This is a genomic window from Kosakonia radicincitans DSM 16656 (genome assembly GCF_000280495.2).
Taxonomy (GTDB): Bacteria; Pseudomonadota; Gammaproteobacteria; order Enterobacterales; family Enterobacteriaceae; genus Kosakonia; species Kosakonia radicincitans.
On record NZ_CP018016.1, the window covers coordinates 569,548 to 585,114 of the forward strand.

Annotated in this window: 19 protein-coding genes; 6 read left to right on the forward strand and 13 right to left on the reverse strand. The window is 55.8% G+C overall.

Annotated elements, in window-relative coordinates:
• Positions 1-5 precede the first annotated feature (5 nt).
• The gene (gene ubiU, locus Y71_RS02815; RefSeq protein ID WP_007369938.1) at positions 6-1,001 is read right to left on the reverse strand and encodes a ubiquinone anaerobic biosynthesis protein UbiU; all 996 of its coding nucleotides are present in this window, start codon (positions 999-1,001) and stop codon (positions 6-8) included.
• Positions 1,002-1,241: 240 nt separating this feature from the next.
• On the opposite strand from ubiU, the gene ubiT reads away from it, so the two are divergent.
• A complete protein-coding gene (gene ubiT, locus Y71_RS02820; RefSeq protein WP_035887934.1) occupies positions 1,242-1,766 on the forward strand; it encodes a ubiquinone anaerobic biosynthesis accessory factor UbiT in 525 nt (174 codons plus the stop codon).
• Positions 1,760-2,263, forward strand: coding sequence for a GNAT family N-acetyltransferase (locus Y71_RS02825; RefSeq protein ID WP_007369940.1), 504 nt, complete (start codon positions 1,760-1,762; stop codon positions 2,261-2,263). Before ubiT ends, Y71_RS02825 begins: the two co-directional genes overlap by 7 nt.
• Here Y71_RS02825 and Y71_RS02830 read toward each other — a convergent pair.
• Positions 2,250-2,552: a GIY-YIG nuclease family protein gene (locus Y71_RS02830; RefSeq protein WP_007369941.1), complete on the reverse strand. Its 303-nt coding sequence runs from the start codon at positions 2,550-2,552 to the stop codon at positions 2,250-2,252. The two genes, Y71_RS02825 and Y71_RS02830, sit on opposite strands and share 14 nt — an antisense overlap.
• Positions 2,553-2,606: 54 nt before the next feature.
• On the opposite strand from Y71_RS02830, the gene Y71_RS02835 reads away from it, so the two are divergent.
• Positions 2,607-3,044 (forward strand): YhbP family protein, encoded by a 438-nt coding sequence (locus tag Y71_RS02835; protein WP_007369942.1) that lies wholly within the window; start codon positions 2,607-2,609, stop codon positions 3,042-3,044.
• On the opposite strand, the gene Y71_RS02840 is transcribed toward Y71_RS02835, so the two are convergent.
• Entirely contained in the window at positions 3,030-3,548 is a 519-nt protein-coding gene (locus tag Y71_RS02840) for a type 1 glutamine amidotransferase domain-containing protein (protein ID WP_007369943.1), read from the reverse strand. The two genes, Y71_RS02835 and Y71_RS02840, sit on opposite strands and share 15 nt — an antisense overlap.
• A gap of 121 nt (positions 3,549-3,669) precedes the next feature.
• Here Y71_RS02840 and Y71_RS02845 point away from each other — a divergent pair, with 121 nt between their 5' ends.
• Positions 3,670-4,323: an NAD-dependent epimerase/dehydratase family protein gene (locus tag Y71_RS02845; RefSeq protein ID WP_007369944.1), complete on the forward strand. Its 654-nt coding sequence runs from the start codon at positions 3,670-3,672 to the stop codon at positions 4,321-4,323.
• A 52-nt stretch (positions 4,324-4,375) separates the two neighbouring features.
• Positions 4,376-5,413 carry a permease gene (locus Y71_RS02850; RefSeq protein ID WP_007369945.1) on the forward strand — a complete coding sequence of 346 codons (1,038 nt, stop codon included), beginning with the start codon at positions 4,376-4,378 and terminating at the stop codon, positions 5,411-5,413.
• Between the two features lie 47 nt (positions 5,414-5,460).
• Here Y71_RS02850 and dolP read toward each other — a convergent pair whose 3' ends face one another.
• The 4 genes from dolP to Y71_RS02870 are packed head-to-tail and all read right to left on the reverse strand — an operon-like array spanning position 5,461 to position 9,129.
• On the reverse strand, positions 5,461-6,036 hold the full coding sequence (gene dolP, locus Y71_RS02855) for a division/outer membrane stress-associated lipid-binding lipoprotein (RefSeq protein ID WP_007369946.1): 576 nt from the start codon (positions 6,034-6,036) through the stop codon (positions 5,461-5,463).
• 9 nt (positions 6,037-6,045) lie between these two features.
• Positions 6,046-6,636: a DnaA initiator-associating protein DiaA gene (gene diaA, locus Y71_RS02860; protein WP_007369947.1), complete on the reverse strand. Its 591-nt coding sequence runs from the start codon at positions 6,634-6,636 to the stop codon at positions 6,046-6,048.
• Between the two features lie 22 nt (positions 6,637-6,658).
• Positions 6,659-7,054, reverse strand: a complete 396-nt coding sequence (locus Y71_RS02865; protein ID WP_007369948.1) for a YraN family protein — start codon at positions 7,052-7,054, stop codon at positions 6,659-6,661.
• The gene (locus Y71_RS02870) at positions 7,012-9,129 is read right to left on the reverse strand and encodes a penicillin-binding protein activator (RefSeq protein ID WP_035887925.1); all 2,118 of its coding nucleotides are present in this window, start codon (positions 9,127-9,129) and stop codon (positions 7,012-7,014) included. The genes Y71_RS02865 and Y71_RS02870 overlap by 43 nt, the downstream gene beginning before the upstream one ends.
• 62 nt (positions 9,130-9,191) lie before the next feature.
• Between Y71_RS02870 and rsmI the strand changes: the two genes are divergently transcribed.
• On the forward strand, positions 9,192-10,049 hold the full coding sequence (gene rsmI / locus Y71_RS02875) for a 16S rRNA (cytidine(1402)-2'-O)-methyltransferase (protein ID WP_007369950.1): 858 nt from the start codon (positions 9,192-9,194) through the stop codon (positions 10,047-10,049).
• Between the two features lie 60 nt (positions 10,050-10,109).
• Here rsmI and Y71_RS02880 read toward each other — a convergent pair whose 3' ends face one another.
• The 6 genes from Y71_RS02880 to gatZ form a co-directional block, all read right to left on the reverse strand.
• Positions 10,110-10,883 (reverse strand): DeoR/GlpR family DNA-binding transcription regulator, encoded by a 774-nt coding sequence (locus tag Y71_RS02880; protein WP_007369951.1) that lies wholly within the window; start codon positions 10,881-10,883, stop codon positions 10,110-10,112.
• Between the two features lie 110 nt (positions 10,884-10,993).
• The gene (gatD, locus tag Y71_RS02885) at positions 10,994-12,037 is read right to left on the reverse strand and encodes a galactitol-1-phosphate 5-dehydrogenase (protein ID WP_007369952.1); all 1,044 of its coding nucleotides are present in this window, start codon (positions 12,035-12,037) and stop codon (positions 10,994-10,996) included.
• A gap of 45 nt (positions 12,038-12,082) precedes the next feature.
• Positions 12,083-13,456: a galactitol-specific PTS transporter subunit IIC gene (locus Y71_RS02890; protein ID WP_007369953.1), complete on the reverse strand. Its 1,374-nt coding sequence runs from the start codon at positions 13,454-13,456 to the stop codon at positions 12,083-12,085.
• A 4-nt stretch (positions 13,457-13,460) separates the two neighbouring features.
• On the reverse strand, positions 13,461-13,745 hold the full coding sequence (gene gatB, locus Y71_RS02895) for a PTS galactitol transporter subunit IIB (RefSeq protein ID WP_007369954.1): 285 nt from the start codon (positions 13,743-13,745) through the stop codon (positions 13,461-13,463).
• 29 nt (positions 13,746-13,774) lie between these two features.
• The gene (gene gatA / locus Y71_RS02900) at positions 13,775-14,239 is read right to left on the reverse strand and encodes a PTS galactitol transporter subunit IIA (RefSeq protein WP_007369955.1); all 465 of its coding nucleotides are present in this window, start codon (positions 14,237-14,239) and stop codon (positions 13,775-13,777) included.
• 14 nt (positions 14,240-14,253) lie between these two features.
• On the reverse strand, positions 14,254-15,525 hold the full coding sequence (gatZ, locus tag Y71_RS02905) for a tagatose-bisphosphate aldolase subunit GatZ (protein WP_007369956.1): 1,272 nt from the start codon (positions 15,523-15,525) through the stop codon (positions 14,254-14,256).
• Between the last annotated feature and the right edge of the window lie 42 nt (positions 15,526-15,567).

Genomic DNA, 15,567 nt, shown 5'->3' on the forward strand with positions numbered 1-15,567 from the left:
TCTACCTACTGCCATTTACGGTGATATGCGCCGAGCGTGGTTTGTGTGCCTTCCGACATGGCTCCTAACGTCTCCATCCATGCGGATTGCGGGACAAAGTCCTGCGGCGCGGCTATGCAACGATCAATAGCCTGACGCCACACCTTCGCCACCTGGCTGACGTACGCCGGGCTGCGCTGGCGGCCTTCGATTTTTACCGAGGCGATATTTGCTGCCAACAATTCCGGCAACAGCTCCAGCGTATTCAGGCTGGTAGGCTCTTCCAGCGCATGATAACGCTCGCCATCCACCAGATAACGCCCTTTGCACAGCGTGGGATAACCTGCGTTTTCACCCTCCTGATAGCGATCGATCAGCACGTCATTCAGACGAGATTCCAGCCCTTGCGGCGTTTGCTGCCAGCGGACAAAACGCGCGGGCGAACAGGCGCCAACGGTATTGGGCGATTCGCCGGTGAGATAGGAGGAGAGGTAGCAACGGCCTTCGGCCATAATGCACAGGCTGCCGAAAGCGAAGACCTCCAGCGGAACGGGCGTTACGCGCGCCAGTTGTTTCACCTGATGAATGGATAAAACGCGCGGCAGTACCACACGTGCGACATCAAAGTGACGATGATAAAAGCGAATTGCTTCTTCGTTAGTGGCGGAGGCCTGCACGGAGACATGACGCTCAATATGCGGATAACGCTCGGCGGCGTATTCCAGCATCGCCAGATCGGCGAGGATCAGCGCATCGGCACCAATCTGTGCGGCCATATCCACGGCCCGCTCCCAGCGCTGGTAACCATCCGGGTGCGCAAAAGTATTAATGGCGATATGCAGTTTGCGGCGGTGCTGATGAACAAAACTCACCGCCTCCTGGAGTTTTTTCTCCGTAAAGTTGAGTCCGGCGAAATGGCGGGCGTTCGTATCATCTTTCAGGCCGATATAAACCGCATCGGCACCGTTTTCGATAGCCGCCTTCAATGCCGGAAGGTTTCCGGCAGGGCAGAGCAACTCCATAGTGTATCCTGCAATCAGCGGGCCAGATGGCCCGGACGTACCCCGCAGGGTCGCCAAATTGTTAACGAACTGGGATTTTAGTTAACCTGCTGGCGACAATTTTTGATTTGAGGCAGTTAAATGCGTATTGATGGAGCCATAACCGCCGTCTATTTATTGCCTGATTGTTGATTTGCGCCGCTATACCATTACGGGAATGTGGCAAAATAGCCGCAATTATCATTTCTGGGAGTTAAGCCCGTGTTGGATTCATTGCGCTCACGTCTTGTTCACTTCGGCCCGGCATTACTAAGTGTTCCGGTTAAGCTCACACCTTTCGCCATCAAGCGTCAGGTGCTGGAGCAGGTGCTGCGATGGCAATTCCAGCAGGCGCTGGCGGACGGAGAGCTTGAGTTTCTCGAAGGGCGCTGGTTAAGTATTCAGGTACGGGATATCGGCCTGACGTGGTATACCTCTGTTGAGAATGGTCAGTTGATTGTTCGTGAGTCAGCTGATGCTGATGTCAGCTTCAGTGCGGACGCCAGCGATTTGCTAATGATTGCCGCGCGCAAGCAGGATCCGGACACGCTCTTTTTCCAGCGTCGGCTGGCGATTGAAGGCGATACGGAGCTTGGGCTGTACGTAAAAAATCTGATGGACGCCATTGAACTGGAGCAGATGCCAAAACCCCTGCGGGTGATGCTGCTGCAACTGGCGGATTTTGTTGAGGCCGGCCTGCAAGCGCCGCCCGCAACGACACAACCTTCTATAGGTGAGCCATGCTGATTAGAGTTGAAATTCCCATTGATGCACCCGGTATCGACGCGTTATTGCGTCGTAGTTTTGGTGGTGAAGGCGAAGCCACGCTGGTGCACAATCTGCGTGAGGATGGTTTGATCACGCTGGGATTTGTCGCAACCGATGATGAAGGTCAGGTTGTGGGCTATGTGGCCTTTAGCCCGGTTACGGTTGCCGGTGAAGAGCTGCAATGGGTTGGGCTTGCGCCGCTGGCAGTCGATGAGCAGTATCGCGGCCAGGGCATTGCGCGCCAGCTTGTCTATGAAGGGCTGGATTCGCTGAATGAGTTTGGTTATGCCGCAGTCGTCACGTTGGGCGATCCGGCGTTCTATAGCCGTCTGGGGTTTAAAAATGCCTCGCAGTACGATCTGCGTTGCCGCTGGCCGCAAACGGATGAGGCGTTTTTAGTTCACCCTCTTGCTGATGATGCGCTGAATGGCGTCAGTGGGCTGGTGGAATACAGCGATCACTTCAATCGCCTTTAACGACGGTTGCTTGCAGGCTTTCCCGTAGCGCCTCGAACGTGCCATCTCCGGCGACGAGGCGCTCTTTCTGGCGTTTGGTTAACTGCTTGATGCGATACTCCAGCCGTAACGCCAGCGATCTTTCTCCTACCTGAGCTGAAAAAACCAGCGCCAGTGCGCCTTTTCCCCGCAGCGCTTTTGCCCCTTTCCCGTTTTGATGCTGCGTAAAGCGACGCGCCACATCGGTGGTAATGCCGGTATACAGCATGTTGTCGGCGGTGCGGATAAGATAAAGAAACCAGAGCGTCATGGCATTATTCATTGTGTTAATGTGAACGAAAAAATAACACGAGGAAGAGAAAAAATGGAGACGCTTGCAGCCATTAACCGCTGGCTGGCGAAACAGCATGTTGTCAGTTGGTGCGTGGCGAACCGGGGCGAATTGTGGTGTGCTAATGCGTTTTACGTTTACGATGCGCAGAAAGTGGCGTTTTATATCCTCAGTGAAGATCATACGCGCCACTCGCAGATGACAGGGCTTCAGGCGAAGGTGGCGGGAACCGTCAACGGCCAGCCGAAAACCGTAGCGCTGATTCGCGGCGTGCAATTTACCGGCGAGATCCGTCGTCTGGAAGGGGAGGAAAGCGAGGTGCCGCGTGCGCAGTACAACCGTCGCTTTCCTGTTGCGCGCATGTTGTCAGCCCCTATGTGGGAGATTCGCCTTCACGAATTGAAATTCACTGACAACACGCTGGGTTTTGGTAAAAAATTACACTGGATCCGCGACTCAGGCACCCAGTAAACGCAATGCCTCGCGGTTAAACGCAGGCAAATCTTCGGGGGTGCGGCTGGTCACCAGTTGATCCTTATCGATCACCACTTCCTGGTCATAGAACTCACCCCCGGCGTTTTTCACATCGACGACAATAGGTTTCACCGCTGTCAGCTTGCGTCCGCGGATGGCGTCCGCGCTGATCAGCAACTGCGGGCCGTGACAAATGGCGAAGACGGGTTTACCGCTGCTGATAAAATCGCGGGTGAAGGTAACAAACCGGTCGTCGCCGCGCAAATGATCGGGTGAGTGGCCGCCCGGTAGCAGCAGGGCGTCAAAATCCGCTGGCCGCACCTCATCAATGGCTTTATCAATCACCACTTCAGCTTCGCCTTGTTTGCCGTGGATGGTTTTCCCCGCCTGTTTCTCTATAGTGATCACCTCATGGCCGGCCTGACGAAATTCCTGTGCCGGAGAGGTGAATTCTGAATCTTCAAACTCGTCGGTGATCAAGACTGCAATTTTCTTGCTCATAATTCCTCCGTTGTTTTGGCTTCAGCGCTCGTTGTTATCCATACTGATAACCCATCAGACTACTAAGCCTGGTTTAGCTGGCGGGTATTGCAAGACAGATTCATCTGCAAAAGGAGAGTAAATGCCACGCGTAATGATCACTGGTGCAACGGGTCTGGTTGGCGGACACCTGCTGCGATTACTGAGTAACGATGCGCGAGTCGGTACTCTTGTTGCGCCAACTCGCCGCCCATTATTGGGCTTCTCCGACGTGGAGAACCCGCACGATCCGCAGTTAAGCGATGCGCTGGCGCAGGTAACAGGAGCGGTGGATACGGTTTTTTGCTGCCTTGGTAGCACGCGGCGTGAAGCAGGAAGTGAAGAGGCATTCATACATGCGGACTATACGCTGGTGGTCGATACGGCATTAACCGGGTTGCGGCTTGGCGCCCGGCAGATGCTGGTGGTCAGCTCGATGGGCGCAAACGCGCGTTCACCATTTTTCTATAACCGGGTAAAAGGCGAGATGGAAAAAGCGCTCATCGCGCAGGAGTGGCCCCGGCTGGTTATTGCCCGTCCGTCGATGCTGCTGGGGGAGCGCGAAAAGCAGCGCTTCAGTGAATCTCTGCTAGCACCGCTGTTTCGTCTGCTGCCGGGCAACTGGAAGTCGATCCGCGCGCAGGATGTCGCCCGCGCGCTGCTGACATTGTCCTTCACGCCCGCGGAAAATCGCGTCGAGGTCGTCTCCTCTGCGCAGTTACGCGCGATTGCTGCAGGCTCGCAATTGGCAAAATAGTTTTCCCGGCGTACTATTCCCCGGCTTATCACCTATTTCCCCGGGGAATGTTATGACTGGTCAGTCTTCACCTCAGGCGGCAACACCCATTCAGTGGTGGAAACCCGCGCTATTCTTTCTTGTGGTTATCGTTGGTCTTTGGTACGTGAAATGGCAGCCTTATTACGGTAAAGCCTTCACTGCTGCCGAGACGCACAGCATTGGTAAATCTATTCTTGCTCAGGCCGATTCCAGCCCGATTCAGGCGGCGTGGGATTATGCGCTGGTCTATTTTCTTGCCGTCTGGAAAGCGGCCGTACTGGGCGTAGTGCTGGGCTCGTTGATTCAGGTTTTGATTCCGCGCGACTGGTTACTGCGCACGCTGGGGCAAAAACGCTTTAGCGGCACGCTGTTTGGTACGCTGTTCTCTCTGCCTGGCATGATGTGCACCTGCTGTGCCGCGCCGGTGGCGGCGGGCATGCGCCGTCAGCGCGTCTCAATGGGCGGCGCACTGGCATTCTGGATGGGCAACCCGCTGCTTAACCCGGCTACGCTGGTGTTTATGGGCTTTGTTCTTGGCTGGCATTTTGCCGCAATCCGTCTGGTTGCAGGTCTGGTGACGGTGCTGGGCGTTGCGATGCTGGTACAGGCGCTGGTCAAAGAGGGCCAGCAGCAGGCTGAAGCGGTGGATATTACGCTTACGGAGCCGCAGGGCAGCTTTATGGCGCGCTGGGGCAAAGCCTTATGGCAACTCTTCTGGAGCACCATTCCGGTCTATATTCTCGCTGTTCTGGTGCTGGGTGCGGCGCGTGTCTGGTTATTCCCGCATGCGGATGGCGCGATCGATAACACGCTGTTGTGGGTGATTGCGATGGCGATTGCCGGTTGCCTGTTTGTGATCCCGACGGCAGCCGAGATCCCGATTGTGCAGACCATGATGTTGGCGGGTATGGGAATGGCGCCTGCGCTGGCGCTGTTGATCACGCTACCGGCGGTAAGCCTGCCGTCGCTGATCATGCTGCGTAAATCGTTTCCATTAAAAGCGTTGTGGCTGACCGGCGGGCTGGTGGCGCTGTGCGGGGCGGTCACTGGCGCTATTGCGTTGTTCTGAGTTTTGACAGAGTAAAAAAAGCCCGGCGAATTTGCCGGGCTTTTTTGTTATTTCAGCAGGGTAAATGCCGTAGTTACGTGTTTCACACCGCTGACGCGGCTGGCGATATCTGCCGCTGCCTGGCCTTCACGCTGGGTGACCAGACCCATCAGGAACACTTCGCCATTTTCGGTGGTCACTTTCACGTTAGAGGATTTCACCTGATCGCTGCCCAATAGTTGCGAGCGGACTTTAGTGGTTATCCAGGTATCTGAAGACGCCGTACCGAGGCCGATCGGCTGACCCTGGCGAATTTCGTTGAATACTTCGGTTGCACCCTCAACGCCCACGGCAATCTGTTTCGCTCTGGAAGAGAGTTCGGTATTCGGGGCCTGCCCGGTCAGCAGAACTTTCCCCTGATACGCGGTAACGTTGACACGCGCTTCTTTTTTAAGCTGCTCATCTTTGGACAACGCGCTGTTGACGCGCAGTTCCAGCGTGCTGTCATCCACCTGGGTGCCAACGGTTCGCGGATCCGTCGCGGCTTTAGTGCCAACGGCGGCAGAACCGACCACGACTGCGCCAACACAACCTTGTAACAGCAGCGCGGAAATAAGGACTGCGAGGGGCGTGAATGCCTTCATGTGTACTCCTTAATCATCCTGGTGAGGAAAAAGCGTGTTATCAATCAGATCGCATAAGCAATTCACTGTCAGCATGTGCATTTCCTGGATGCGCGCGCTGCGATGGGAAGGAATACGGATTTCGACATCCTGCGGCCCCAGCAGACCCGCCAGCTCGCCACCGTCGTAGCCGGTCAGCGCTATGATGGACATATCACGCGTTACCGCTGCTTCCACGGCTTTAACGATATCGCGGCTGTTGCCGCGCGTGGAGATGGCCAGCAGGATATCCCCGCTGTGGCCGAGCGCGCGAACCTGCTTGGCGTAAATCTCATCATGCAGACGATCATTTGCTATCGCGGTTAAGACCACATTATCGGTATTAAGTGCAATGGCAGGTAAACTGGGACGTTCTGTTTCAAAACGGTTGATCATGCTGGCAGCAAAATGCTGTGCATTGGCGGCAGAAGTGCCGTTGCCACAACAGAGGATTTTGTTGCCGTTAAGCAGGGAGTGAACCATCGTCATGGCTGCGCGGGAAATGGCATCAGGCAACGCTTCCGCCGCCGCAATTTGGGTTTGAATGCTTTCCGTAAAGCAGTCTTTAATTCGTTCGAGCACAGTAATCCCTATCATTTTGCAATTATGAGTGGTCGTTAAAGGCGTTTTGTATCCACTCAACGTCATTTTCGGTGCAGGCTACCACATCAAACCGGCAATCCACAGTATCAAAACTCCCATTGTGCCGGGCGAGCCACAAACGGGCTGCTTGCAGGAGCCTGACCTGTTTCGCGCGTGTGACACTGCTCGCAGCGCCGCCAAAACGTGACGATCTGCGATAGCGCACTTCAATAAAGACGGTGGTAGTTTTGTGCCGCATTATCAGATCTATTTCGCCGCCGCGCTCGCGCACATTGGCGGCTAAAAAATGCAGTCCTTTGCTTTCCAGCCAGCGACGCGCTTTGGCTTCCCACACGTCGCCGGTCTGTTTACGGGTTAACTGGCCGGGACGATTTGTCCCTGCTGGTATTTGAGCCATGACAACTTCCTGTTGATCACGCAATCCTGGGTGGCGGTTAAATCACCGGTATTTCCGTTCAGTTCAAACCCCGGAACCTGGCGCATCTGCGAGAAGTTATTCGCCAGCGACCAGGCATCCGCGCCCATGGCATACAGGCGCGCCAGTGAGTAGTCATTGTTAACGCTTTTCAGCGCCTGCTGCATTAACGATGGGTTCGCGCCTGCCAGCATCGGGATTTCGTTAAATTGCAGGCCTTCCATCTCCAGACGGAAATCCGGGCCTGCGCCGCCCTGCGCGCTGCGCGAGCTGGCATAGAGCATCACGTTGCTCTGGCTGCCGGTGCGCAGGGTAATCATCGGTTTAATCAGCGCGATCTCATCCTGCGTCGCCACGATATAAACCGAATCCACGCTGCCGCTGCCGCTGATTTGCGCGTCGGTCGGCGGAGCCGGAATGTTCAGACCGCCAATAGTCACGCCCTGCTGCTGCGGCAGGCTGGCAACCACCGGGCTGCCGGTCATAGCAATACCGGAACCGCCATTCAGGCCCATCCGCAGTTCGGCGGTGGAACCAAATTTCTGCTCCAGCACCACGCCGCCGCCGAGTTTCAGCCACTCTTCGGCAAAGGCTTTACTGATTCGTTCGCCCAGATTGCTACGCGGCACCAACAGTAGCGGCGCATGACGGCCCTGTTCATGGATGTGGCGCGCGGCATCGTGTGCTTCATCTTCCGGCGAGAGTGCGAAGTAGCAGATATTTGCACGGTTTTCGACGCTTTCCGGCTGGTTGAGCGCCAGCACGTTCAGCGTGGTGTGGCTGCGCATCAACTCTTCAACATTGTTTTTCAGCAGCGGGCCGACCACGATACTCGCGCCATCTTGCTGCACCTGATTGAGGATCTGATCCATCGGCTGCGCGCTGGTATCGTAAATTTTCAGTTCAGCGCCCGGGTTTGCTGGCGTACCGGCAACGGCTGGCGCGGCAACCGGCTGCGTCGCATTGGCATCGGCTGGTTGAGGCGGCGTTACCGCTGCGGGATCCTGCTCTGCTGTGGTGTTGGATTGCGTGTCTGTTTCGCTCTGCGCGGCGCTATCCGGTGCCTGCACCTGCTGTGCATCCGGCGCAGCAGCGCTGGTTAAATCATTAACGCTGGTCTGCGATGGGCTAACCACCGCAGCATTGGCTGCCTGAGCCACCTGCTGCGGAACGGCCGGGCCGGAAACGGTGGAAACACCGTTTTTAGCGGCTTCAAACCCCTGCTGAATCGCCCGGCCAAAAACAGCGGCCTGGCCATTTAACGGCAGCAGCAGCGCGATTTTATTGGCTGATGCCGGTTTGAAGTTTTGCAGATTCGACAGTTGGGTCGGCAGCATTTTCGCCGCCGGGTTTTGCGGGTAGCGGGTCTGCCAGTCGGTGATGCCCGCTTTCAGCATGTTGGGATCGTTGCGGTTATCAAACCAGACGCGTTGCAGATCGAGCCAGCCCTGCAGGGTGACTTCATCGGCGTTGATCACCAGCGCTCTGGCTTGATCCTGCGTCATCGAAGCCAGCGCCTGCCAGGTGGCATCGATGTTTTTCTGCTTCTCTTCGGGTTTCGTTAACAGTGGCTCCTGGGCAATCAGCGCGCGCAGCAATGTCAGGGACGGCTTGCCTTGCGCGGCTTCAATCCCTAACTGCCAGTAACGCGCCTGCTGATTTTGCTCCAGATCGGCAGGATCGATCTTACTCAGCAGCGCCTGTGCGCCGGCGAAATCTTTCTGCACCAGTTTCATTTCGGCGGCGAGCAGAGAATATTCTTTACGCTGATTGTCGTTCAGATTCTGCGGTAGCTGGCTGAAGAGTTCGCTTGCCTGCTGGGTTTTACCCTCTTTAAGCAGTGCACGAATGGCGAGTAATTGCCAGTTGGTCTTGCTATCATCTGTGCTTTGCTGCATCTGCTGCAGGTAATAGCCAGAATCGGCTTGCGCCGCGCCTTGCAGATGCGTGGTGCTCTGGTCTGTCGACTGGGTACCGCAGCCTGCAAACAGCAGGGCGGCCAGCACCACAGGCACGCAGCGCGTGGCTTTCGAACGTAGAAATCTTGACGGTAGCATACTGTATCCAGTGATAATTTTTACGCAATGCTCAATATTAAATCGGCAATACGGATGAAACAATGAAACAACACGAATCGGCGGAGAATTCTCAGGGTCAGCTTTATATTGTACCTACTCCCATTGGGAATTTGGCTGATATTACGCAACGCGCCCTCAACGTGTTGCAGGCCGTTGATTTAATTGCGGCGGAAGATACCCGCCACACCGGTTTATTGCTTCAACATTTTGCCATTAATGCCCGCCTGTTCGCCCTGCATGACCATAACGAGCAGCAGAAAGCGGAAACGCTGGTGGCAAAGCTGAAAGAGGGGCAGAACATTGCCCTCGTCTCGGATGCCGGAACACCGCTGATCAACGATCCGGGCTATCACCTGGTGCGCACCTGCCGTGAAGCGGGCATTCGCGTTGTACCTTTGCCCGGCCCGTGCGCTGCGATTGCCGCGTTGAGCGCCGCCGGGCTGCCGTCGGATCGTTTTTGTTACGAAGGGTTTCTGCCTGCCAAATCGAAAGGGCGTCGCGATACGTTAAAAGCGCTGGAAACGGAAAGCCGCACGCTGATTTTCTATGAATCCACCCACCGTTTACTGGAAAGCCTGGAGGATATGGTCGCAGTGTGGGGCGAGAGCCGCTATGTCGTGTTGGCCCGCGAGCTGACCAAAACCTGGGAAACCATTCAGGGCGCGCCAGTAGGCGAACTGCTGGCATGGGTGAAAGAGGATGAAAACCGCCGTAAAGGTGAGATGGTGCTGATTGTCGAAGGCCATAAAGCGCAGGAAGATGAGTTGCCCGCCGATGCGCTGCGTACGCTGGCGCTGCTGCAGGCCGAACTGCCGCTGAAGAAAGCCGCAGCCCTCGCGGCGGAGATCCACGGCGTGAAGAAAAATGCGTTGTACAAGTACGCGCTGGATCAGCAATAACCCGATCAATACAGGCGCTGGAGAGTCGCGTCAGCGATCACAGCGCCGTAGACCCGCTTTTTACACCACAGCCAGTTCCTTCTCCATTTTGCGAAACGCGGATCTGTCCTTGTCGCTGATGCTGTCATCGGTGATCACCACATCGATTTTCTCCATCGGCAGCACCTGATTAAAACCGCGACGGTTGAATTTACTGGCATCCACGACAGCAATGACTTTATGCGCGGCGGCGGCCATCACGCTGCTAATGGAGTAGCCTTCATTAAAAGTGGTGATGCCGTTCGTCGCATCAATGCCATCCGCACCGACGAACATTAAATCTGCGCTGATGCCCTGCAAAGAGCGTTCAGCAATAGTGCCGTGCATGGAGTGCGTTTTATGCCGTACGGTACCGCCGCAAACCACAAGGGTGATGTCTTTGTTTTCCGACAGGGCAAATGCAGCGGGAAGGCTGTTGGTAATAACGGTAATGTTGGTTCTTTTCGTCAGGGCCTCAGCAATCAGCATGGTGGTGCTGCCGCTGTCGAGGATCACCGTCATACCCTCTTCAATCATGCTGGCGGCGGCCTGGGCGATACGTTTTTTCGGATCGCTCGCCAGTCGGTAGCGTTCTTCCAGCACCACTTCCTGATTTTCGTTATCCAGCACCGTTGCGCCGGGTTTCGCGGCGCCGCCGTGAAAGCGTGTTACCAGGCCTTTCTCTTCCAGCAGACGCAGATCTGCGCGGATGGTGACTTCAGAAATGCCAAAGCTGTTCGAAAGGTCAATCACCAGCACACTTCCCTGTGAGTTAACCAGTTCGACGATCTTATTCCTTCGTTCAAATGAGTTCATATTAATTTGCCTGATAATTAACTTCCTCTAGTGTAATCGAAGGATTGTGAAAGTTGAACGCTAACTTTCGAAAGGAAATGTGAGCCAGCGCAGGTTGCTGGCTCTCTCGCTTAATCGAGCCGTAACAGGATTTTGCCCTGCATCGGCGCACCGTTAAGGTTCTGTACTGCACGGGCGTAACTGTCCGGATCGCCGCGATGGGCGATCAACGGCTCCAGCATCAGCTTTTTCTCTGTCAGCAGGCTTGTAGCCGTTGTCCACTCTTCACCCGGCCACGGGCCGGAGTAGTTCATCCAGCTGCCAATCAGGATCATCTCTTTGCGCAGAATTTGGCCGAACACGGGCGCGGTTAACGTCAGGTCGTGATGCAGGGTACCGATCAATGCCAGCTGGGCGCGCGGCCCGGCGATTTCGATTGCCAGTGAGACGGTTTGCGGTGTTCCTGCCGTTTCCAGTACCAACTGGTCGAAACGTGCCTCTTCCAGGCCTGCGGTAATCGCCCTTACATCCTGCTTGCTGCTATTGAAGGTGAAGGTTGCGCCGAGTTCGTTTGCCAGTTGCAGCTTGTCGGGGTTGATATCGATAGCGGTAACGCTTTTGGCACCAAGCGCCCGTGCGCACTGCATGGCCAGCAGGCCAATGGTACCGGCACCGACAATGATCACGTTTTTGTTTTCACAACCGCCAGCAAGATGGAAGGCATGCAGGCCGACGGTGATGGGTTCAATAAATGCGCCATCTTCAATCGTCATATCCTTCGGCAACGCGATCAGATTCGCCCGTTTCACTACGATGTATTCGGCATTACCGCCATCGCTGCGCGAGCCGACAAACTGGTAGCGCTTGCACAAGGAGAAGTACTCGCGGCGGCACTCCAGGCAATCAAAGCATGGCAGCAGCGGCACGCATGCCACTGCATCCCCGGCGTGTAAATCGTTGATTGCCGCGCCACAGGCTTCGACATAGCCGCTGAATTCATGTCCCAGGGTAATTGGGTAAAAATGCGCGCCACCAGCAAAGATACGCGGGATGTCAGAACCGCACAGGCCGGAGCTGACAACCTTGACTTTGACATCGTCATCGTGCTGCAACTGAGGTTCCGGGCGTTCTTCAACGCAGACGTGGCCCTCAGCATGGATAACCACTGATTTCATAATACTCTCCAGGAACAACAACGGGGGAGCAGGGCTCCCCGGGGATCAGGATACGGTCTGGCTTTGTGCGGCGAGCGAGGCCTTTTCGGCCGCTCTGAAGTTGCGTGCTCTGCGCCATGTCAGCAGCACACCGGCCAGATAAAGGGTGGCAATCACCACAAAACCCACCACGTTTTGCCAGGTGAAAAGCTGAATAAGCAGCCAGGTGAATGGCGAACCGCCCTGGTCCATTGATGCCACCAGACTGCCCGATTTCAGCGCGCCTGCGTTGGCGGCAAGTTGCGTATGCAGGCCGATGGTTTGCGTGGCGACCCACAGCGTGATGCTCATGATAATAATGCCGGAGATCAGCGTGCGGAACAGGTTGCCCTGATGTACCGCAACCGCCATCGCCACAAAGAACCCGATGGTTGCCAGGTCGCCGAAGGGCAACACCTGGTTACCCGGCACCAGCACCGCAATCAAAATGGTTAGCGGAATAAAGATCAAACTGGCGGAGACCACTGAGGTGTGGCCAAGCAGCAACGCCGGATCGAGACCAATCAGGAATTCCTGGCTGCCAAATTTAGCCTGTAGCCGTTTACGCGCCTGTTTCGCGATAGGCGTTAGCCCATCCATAATCGGTTTGATGACGCGCGGCATCAGCAGCATCACGGCAGCCGTTTTCACCGCCAGTTGCAGCACGCCTTTCAGGTCGTAGCCTGCCAGCAGACCAATGACAATCCCCATCACAAACCCCACGGTGACCGGCTCGCCAAACGGGCCAAAGCGCTTCTGAATATCGTCGGCGCTAAAGTGAACGCGGTTAAGGCCGGGGATTTTTTCGATGATTGTATCAACCAGCACGGCAATGGGGCCGAGGTAAGCAGAGGTACCGTGTGGGATGGCAATCCCTTCCAGCCCAAAGAAATCCCGCGTGTCCTTTGCAAACCAGTCGCCCAGCTTGAAGACGAACGCCGCATGCGCCACGACGCCGAGTATGCCGATCCAGTAAGAGCCGGTAGCGAGGTGCAGCATGGCGCCGGTAAAGGTCATGTGCCAGATATTCCAGATATCGACGTTCACCACGCGCGTCATGCGGGTGACCAGCATCAGGATATTCACGGCAATCGCGACCGGGATGGCGACCAGCGCGATCTGTGACGCCCATGTCATCGGTGACGAGCCAGGCCAGCCGACATCAATCACATGCAGGTTAATCTGGAAATGTTCAGCCATTGCTTTTGCCGCCGGGCCTATGGAGTCCAGCATCAGGCCAATCACCAGCCCAATACCGACAAAGCCAATCCCGATGTGCAGGCCCGATTTAAAGCAATCCCCGAGCTTCATCCCCAGTAATTTCGAGAAGATGATGATCACCGCCGGCAGCATGACGGTAGGACCTAAATCGAGGATATAACGCATAATTTCGCTAAACATCGCGTTACCCCCTGAGGATCGTCAGGATTTTTTGTTGCAGCGCTTCAATGCCCACGCCGGAGACGAAAGGCATGCCGTGCACAACAGGTATATCGCCAAAGGTACGATCGACTCTCGCAGTGGTGCAGATCATATCTGCGCCATCCATATAGGTTTCAATTTCATTCACCCGACACTGCACGAGGTCGAGTTCGATCTGGTGGTCGGCGCAGAGCTCTTTGATCTCTTCCGCTGCCATGGTGGAGGTGGCGACCGCACCGCCGCAGGCGACGATTACTTTACGTTTCATAGGGTACTCCTTTTATTATCAGTATGTTATTAAGCCTGCTCGCACTTCTCAGGCTCCAGGATCGTGTCCCGAAAAAGCGTCGCCAGGTTATCGGCAGGCGTATCCAGCAGCGCTTCCAGCGTGTTCGGGTTTTGCAGCTCACTAAAAAGACGTCGTAACAACTTCAATTGCTCGGCCGGGTTTTCCACAATCAGGGCGATAATCAGCGAGACGGCGATTTCGGTATCATCGTCAGCTTGTTGAAAATAAACCGGTTTATCCGGGCGGATCAGATACAGTGCCGGGGACTTAGTATGTACCGCCTCGCAGTGCGGGATGGCCACCGCGTGGTGTTCAAGGGCAATGCCGGTCGGGTAAATCGCTTCGCGCGCCAGGAGGGCTGCCGGATAGCTTTCATGCACGACGCCCTGCGCCAGCATCTCCTCGCCAATATGCGTCAGCACATGCTGTCGCGAGGTAAATTCAATTCCGGTACAGACAAACAGTTGGCTCATACATTCTCCGGTCATCAGGCAATTTCAGGGGCGCATCCATAGCGATAGGCGCGCAATACATCCTGTATTTTGTCAATGATCAGGCTGTGCGGCGTTGCGGCGATCTCATTTAGCGACGCGCGTTCCAGTTGTACGGGTAAATACTGGCTGATCAGCCCCAACGGCAGCGTCGTGGCGCTGAGATTTGCCAGCAGTTTCCCGACGCTCTGGCGAATGCGCGGGTGCGGCCAGTAGTAGCGAATACGATCCGAAAGGCTGAAGTGGATATCCACCATCGACTGGCTCCAGGTCGGACGGTAATACTTTTTCCAGTAATCCGGTTCGTTAAGCATCACTTCATCGATCACCTCCAGTACGCGGCTGCGGTTTTCCGGCGCAATCAGTTCGTTTTCCATCTGCGCCAGCGCAAAAATGGCTTCGCGTAGCGCAAAGGTCAGCGCGGGACCCACTTTCAGAATGGCGAAGTGGTCGCGTACCAGCGCGCGGTAAGCCTGGCGGGACTGGTAATCAGTGGAGTGCGCTTCGTAGACCATCGGCGTCTGGCGGATCCAGCCGGAAAGCGCTTCTGCTGCCTGCGGCTGATAGTGGATCACCTGGGTATGATCGAATTCAACGCCTGGCTGCACGACGATAGCAATAACGCGGTTCATCGCATCATCCAGCCCTAATGCATGGAAAGCGACACGGTGTGTTTCCAGCGTACGAGCAGCATCTTCGACGCGCGTAACGTGAACCGTATTGATACTGCTGGCTTCGCCGCCGGGAACCGGTACTTCAGTGCCAATCACATAGGTCAGGTTTTTTTTCAGCGCGTCGCTGGCGGTTTCTTCCGCTGTCTGGCACAGACGTGCGGCACGTTCGGCGACAACATGCGGTTCCAGCGGAACCGGATCGTCGGCGCAGGACATCGATGCATCCAGATGGATCTTGCTGAAACCGGCAGCCACATAGGCTTTGATCAGCGCCACGGATTTTTCCATCGCGGCGGTAGCGGTTTCGTTTTGCCAGCAGTTAGGCCCAAGGTGATCGCCGCCAAGGATCAGCCGCTCCCGTGGAAAGCCAACCTCATCGGCGATGCGGTAGACAAAGTCGCGGAAATCGGCGGGTTTCATGCCTGTATAGCCGCCAAACTGATTGACCTGGTTCGAGGTTGCTTCGATCAATACTTTCGCGTCGGTCGATAAATCAAAGCGCAGCGCGGCTTCAATGACCAGCGGGTGCGCTGAGCAAACAGAACAGATACCGAGGTGCTCCCCCGCTTTATGGCGGGCAATAATCTCTTTCACTTCTTCCTCCGGTTATTACGCAATATTTTCAAAAGGTTGTGG

Bases quoted from the DNA above. Each gene is read 5' to 3' on its own strand.
- Y71_RS02850 (WP_007369945.1), top strand. From the start codon at position 4,376: ATGACTGGTCAGTCTTCACCTCAGGCGGCAACACCCATTCAGTGGTGG.
- Y71_RS02835 (WP_007369942.1), top strand. From the start codon at position 2,607: ATGGAGACGCTTGCAGCCATTAACCGCTGGCTGGCGAAACAGCATGTT.
- Y71_RS02880 (WP_007369951.1), bottom strand. From the start codon at position 10,883: ATGAACTCATTTGAACGAAGGAATAAGATCGTCGAACTGGTTAACTCA.
- dolP (WP_007369946.1), bottom strand. From the start codon at position 6,036: ATGAAGGCATTCACGCCCCTCGCAGTCCTTATTTCCGCGCTGCTGTTA.
- Y71_RS02825 (WP_007369940.1), top strand. From the start codon at position 1,760: ATGCTGATTAGAGTTGAAATTCCCATTGATGCACCCGGTATCGACGCG.
- Y71_RS02845 (WP_007369944.1), top strand. From the start codon at position 3,670: ATGCCACGCGTAATGATCACTGGTGCAACGGGTCTGGTTGGCGGACAC.
- Y71_RS02870 (WP_035887925.1), bottom strand. From the start codon at position 9,129: ATGCTACCGTCAAGATTTCTACGTTCGAAAGCCACGCGCTGCGTGCCT.
- gatD (WP_007369952.1), bottom strand. From the start codon at position 12,037: ATGAAATCAGTGGTTATCCATGCTGAGGGCCACGTCTGCGTTGAAGAA.
- gatB (WP_007369954.1), bottom strand. From the start codon at position 13,745: ATGAAACGTAAAGTAATCGTCGCCTGCGGCGGTGCGGTCGCCACCTCC.
- Y71_RS02865 (WP_007369948.1), bottom strand. From the start codon at position 7,054: ATGGCTCAAATACCAGCAGGGACAAATCGTCCCGGCCAGTTAACCCGT.
- ubiU (WP_007369938.1), bottom strand. From the start codon at position 1,001: ATGGAGTTGCTCTGCCCTGCCGGAAACCTTCCGGCATTGAAGGCGGCT.
- gatA (WP_007369955.1), bottom strand. From the start codon at position 14,239: ATGAGCCAACTGTTTGTCTGTACCGGAATTGAATTTACCTCGCGACAG.
- Y71_RS02840 (WP_007369943.1), bottom strand. From the start codon at position 3,548: ATGAGCAAGAAAATTGCAGTCTTGATCACCGACGAGTTTGAAGATTCA.
- Y71_RS02830 (WP_007369941.1), bottom strand. From the start codon at position 2,552: ATGACGCTCTGGTTTCTTTATCTTATCCGCACCGCCGACAACATGCTG.
- rsmI (WP_007369950.1), top strand. From the start codon at position 9,192: ATGAAACAACACGAATCGGCGGAGAATTCTCAGGGTCAGCTTTATATT.
- Y71_RS02890 (WP_007369953.1), bottom strand. From the start codon at position 13,456: ATGTTTAGCGAAATTATGCGTTATATCCTCGATTTAGGTCCTACCGTC.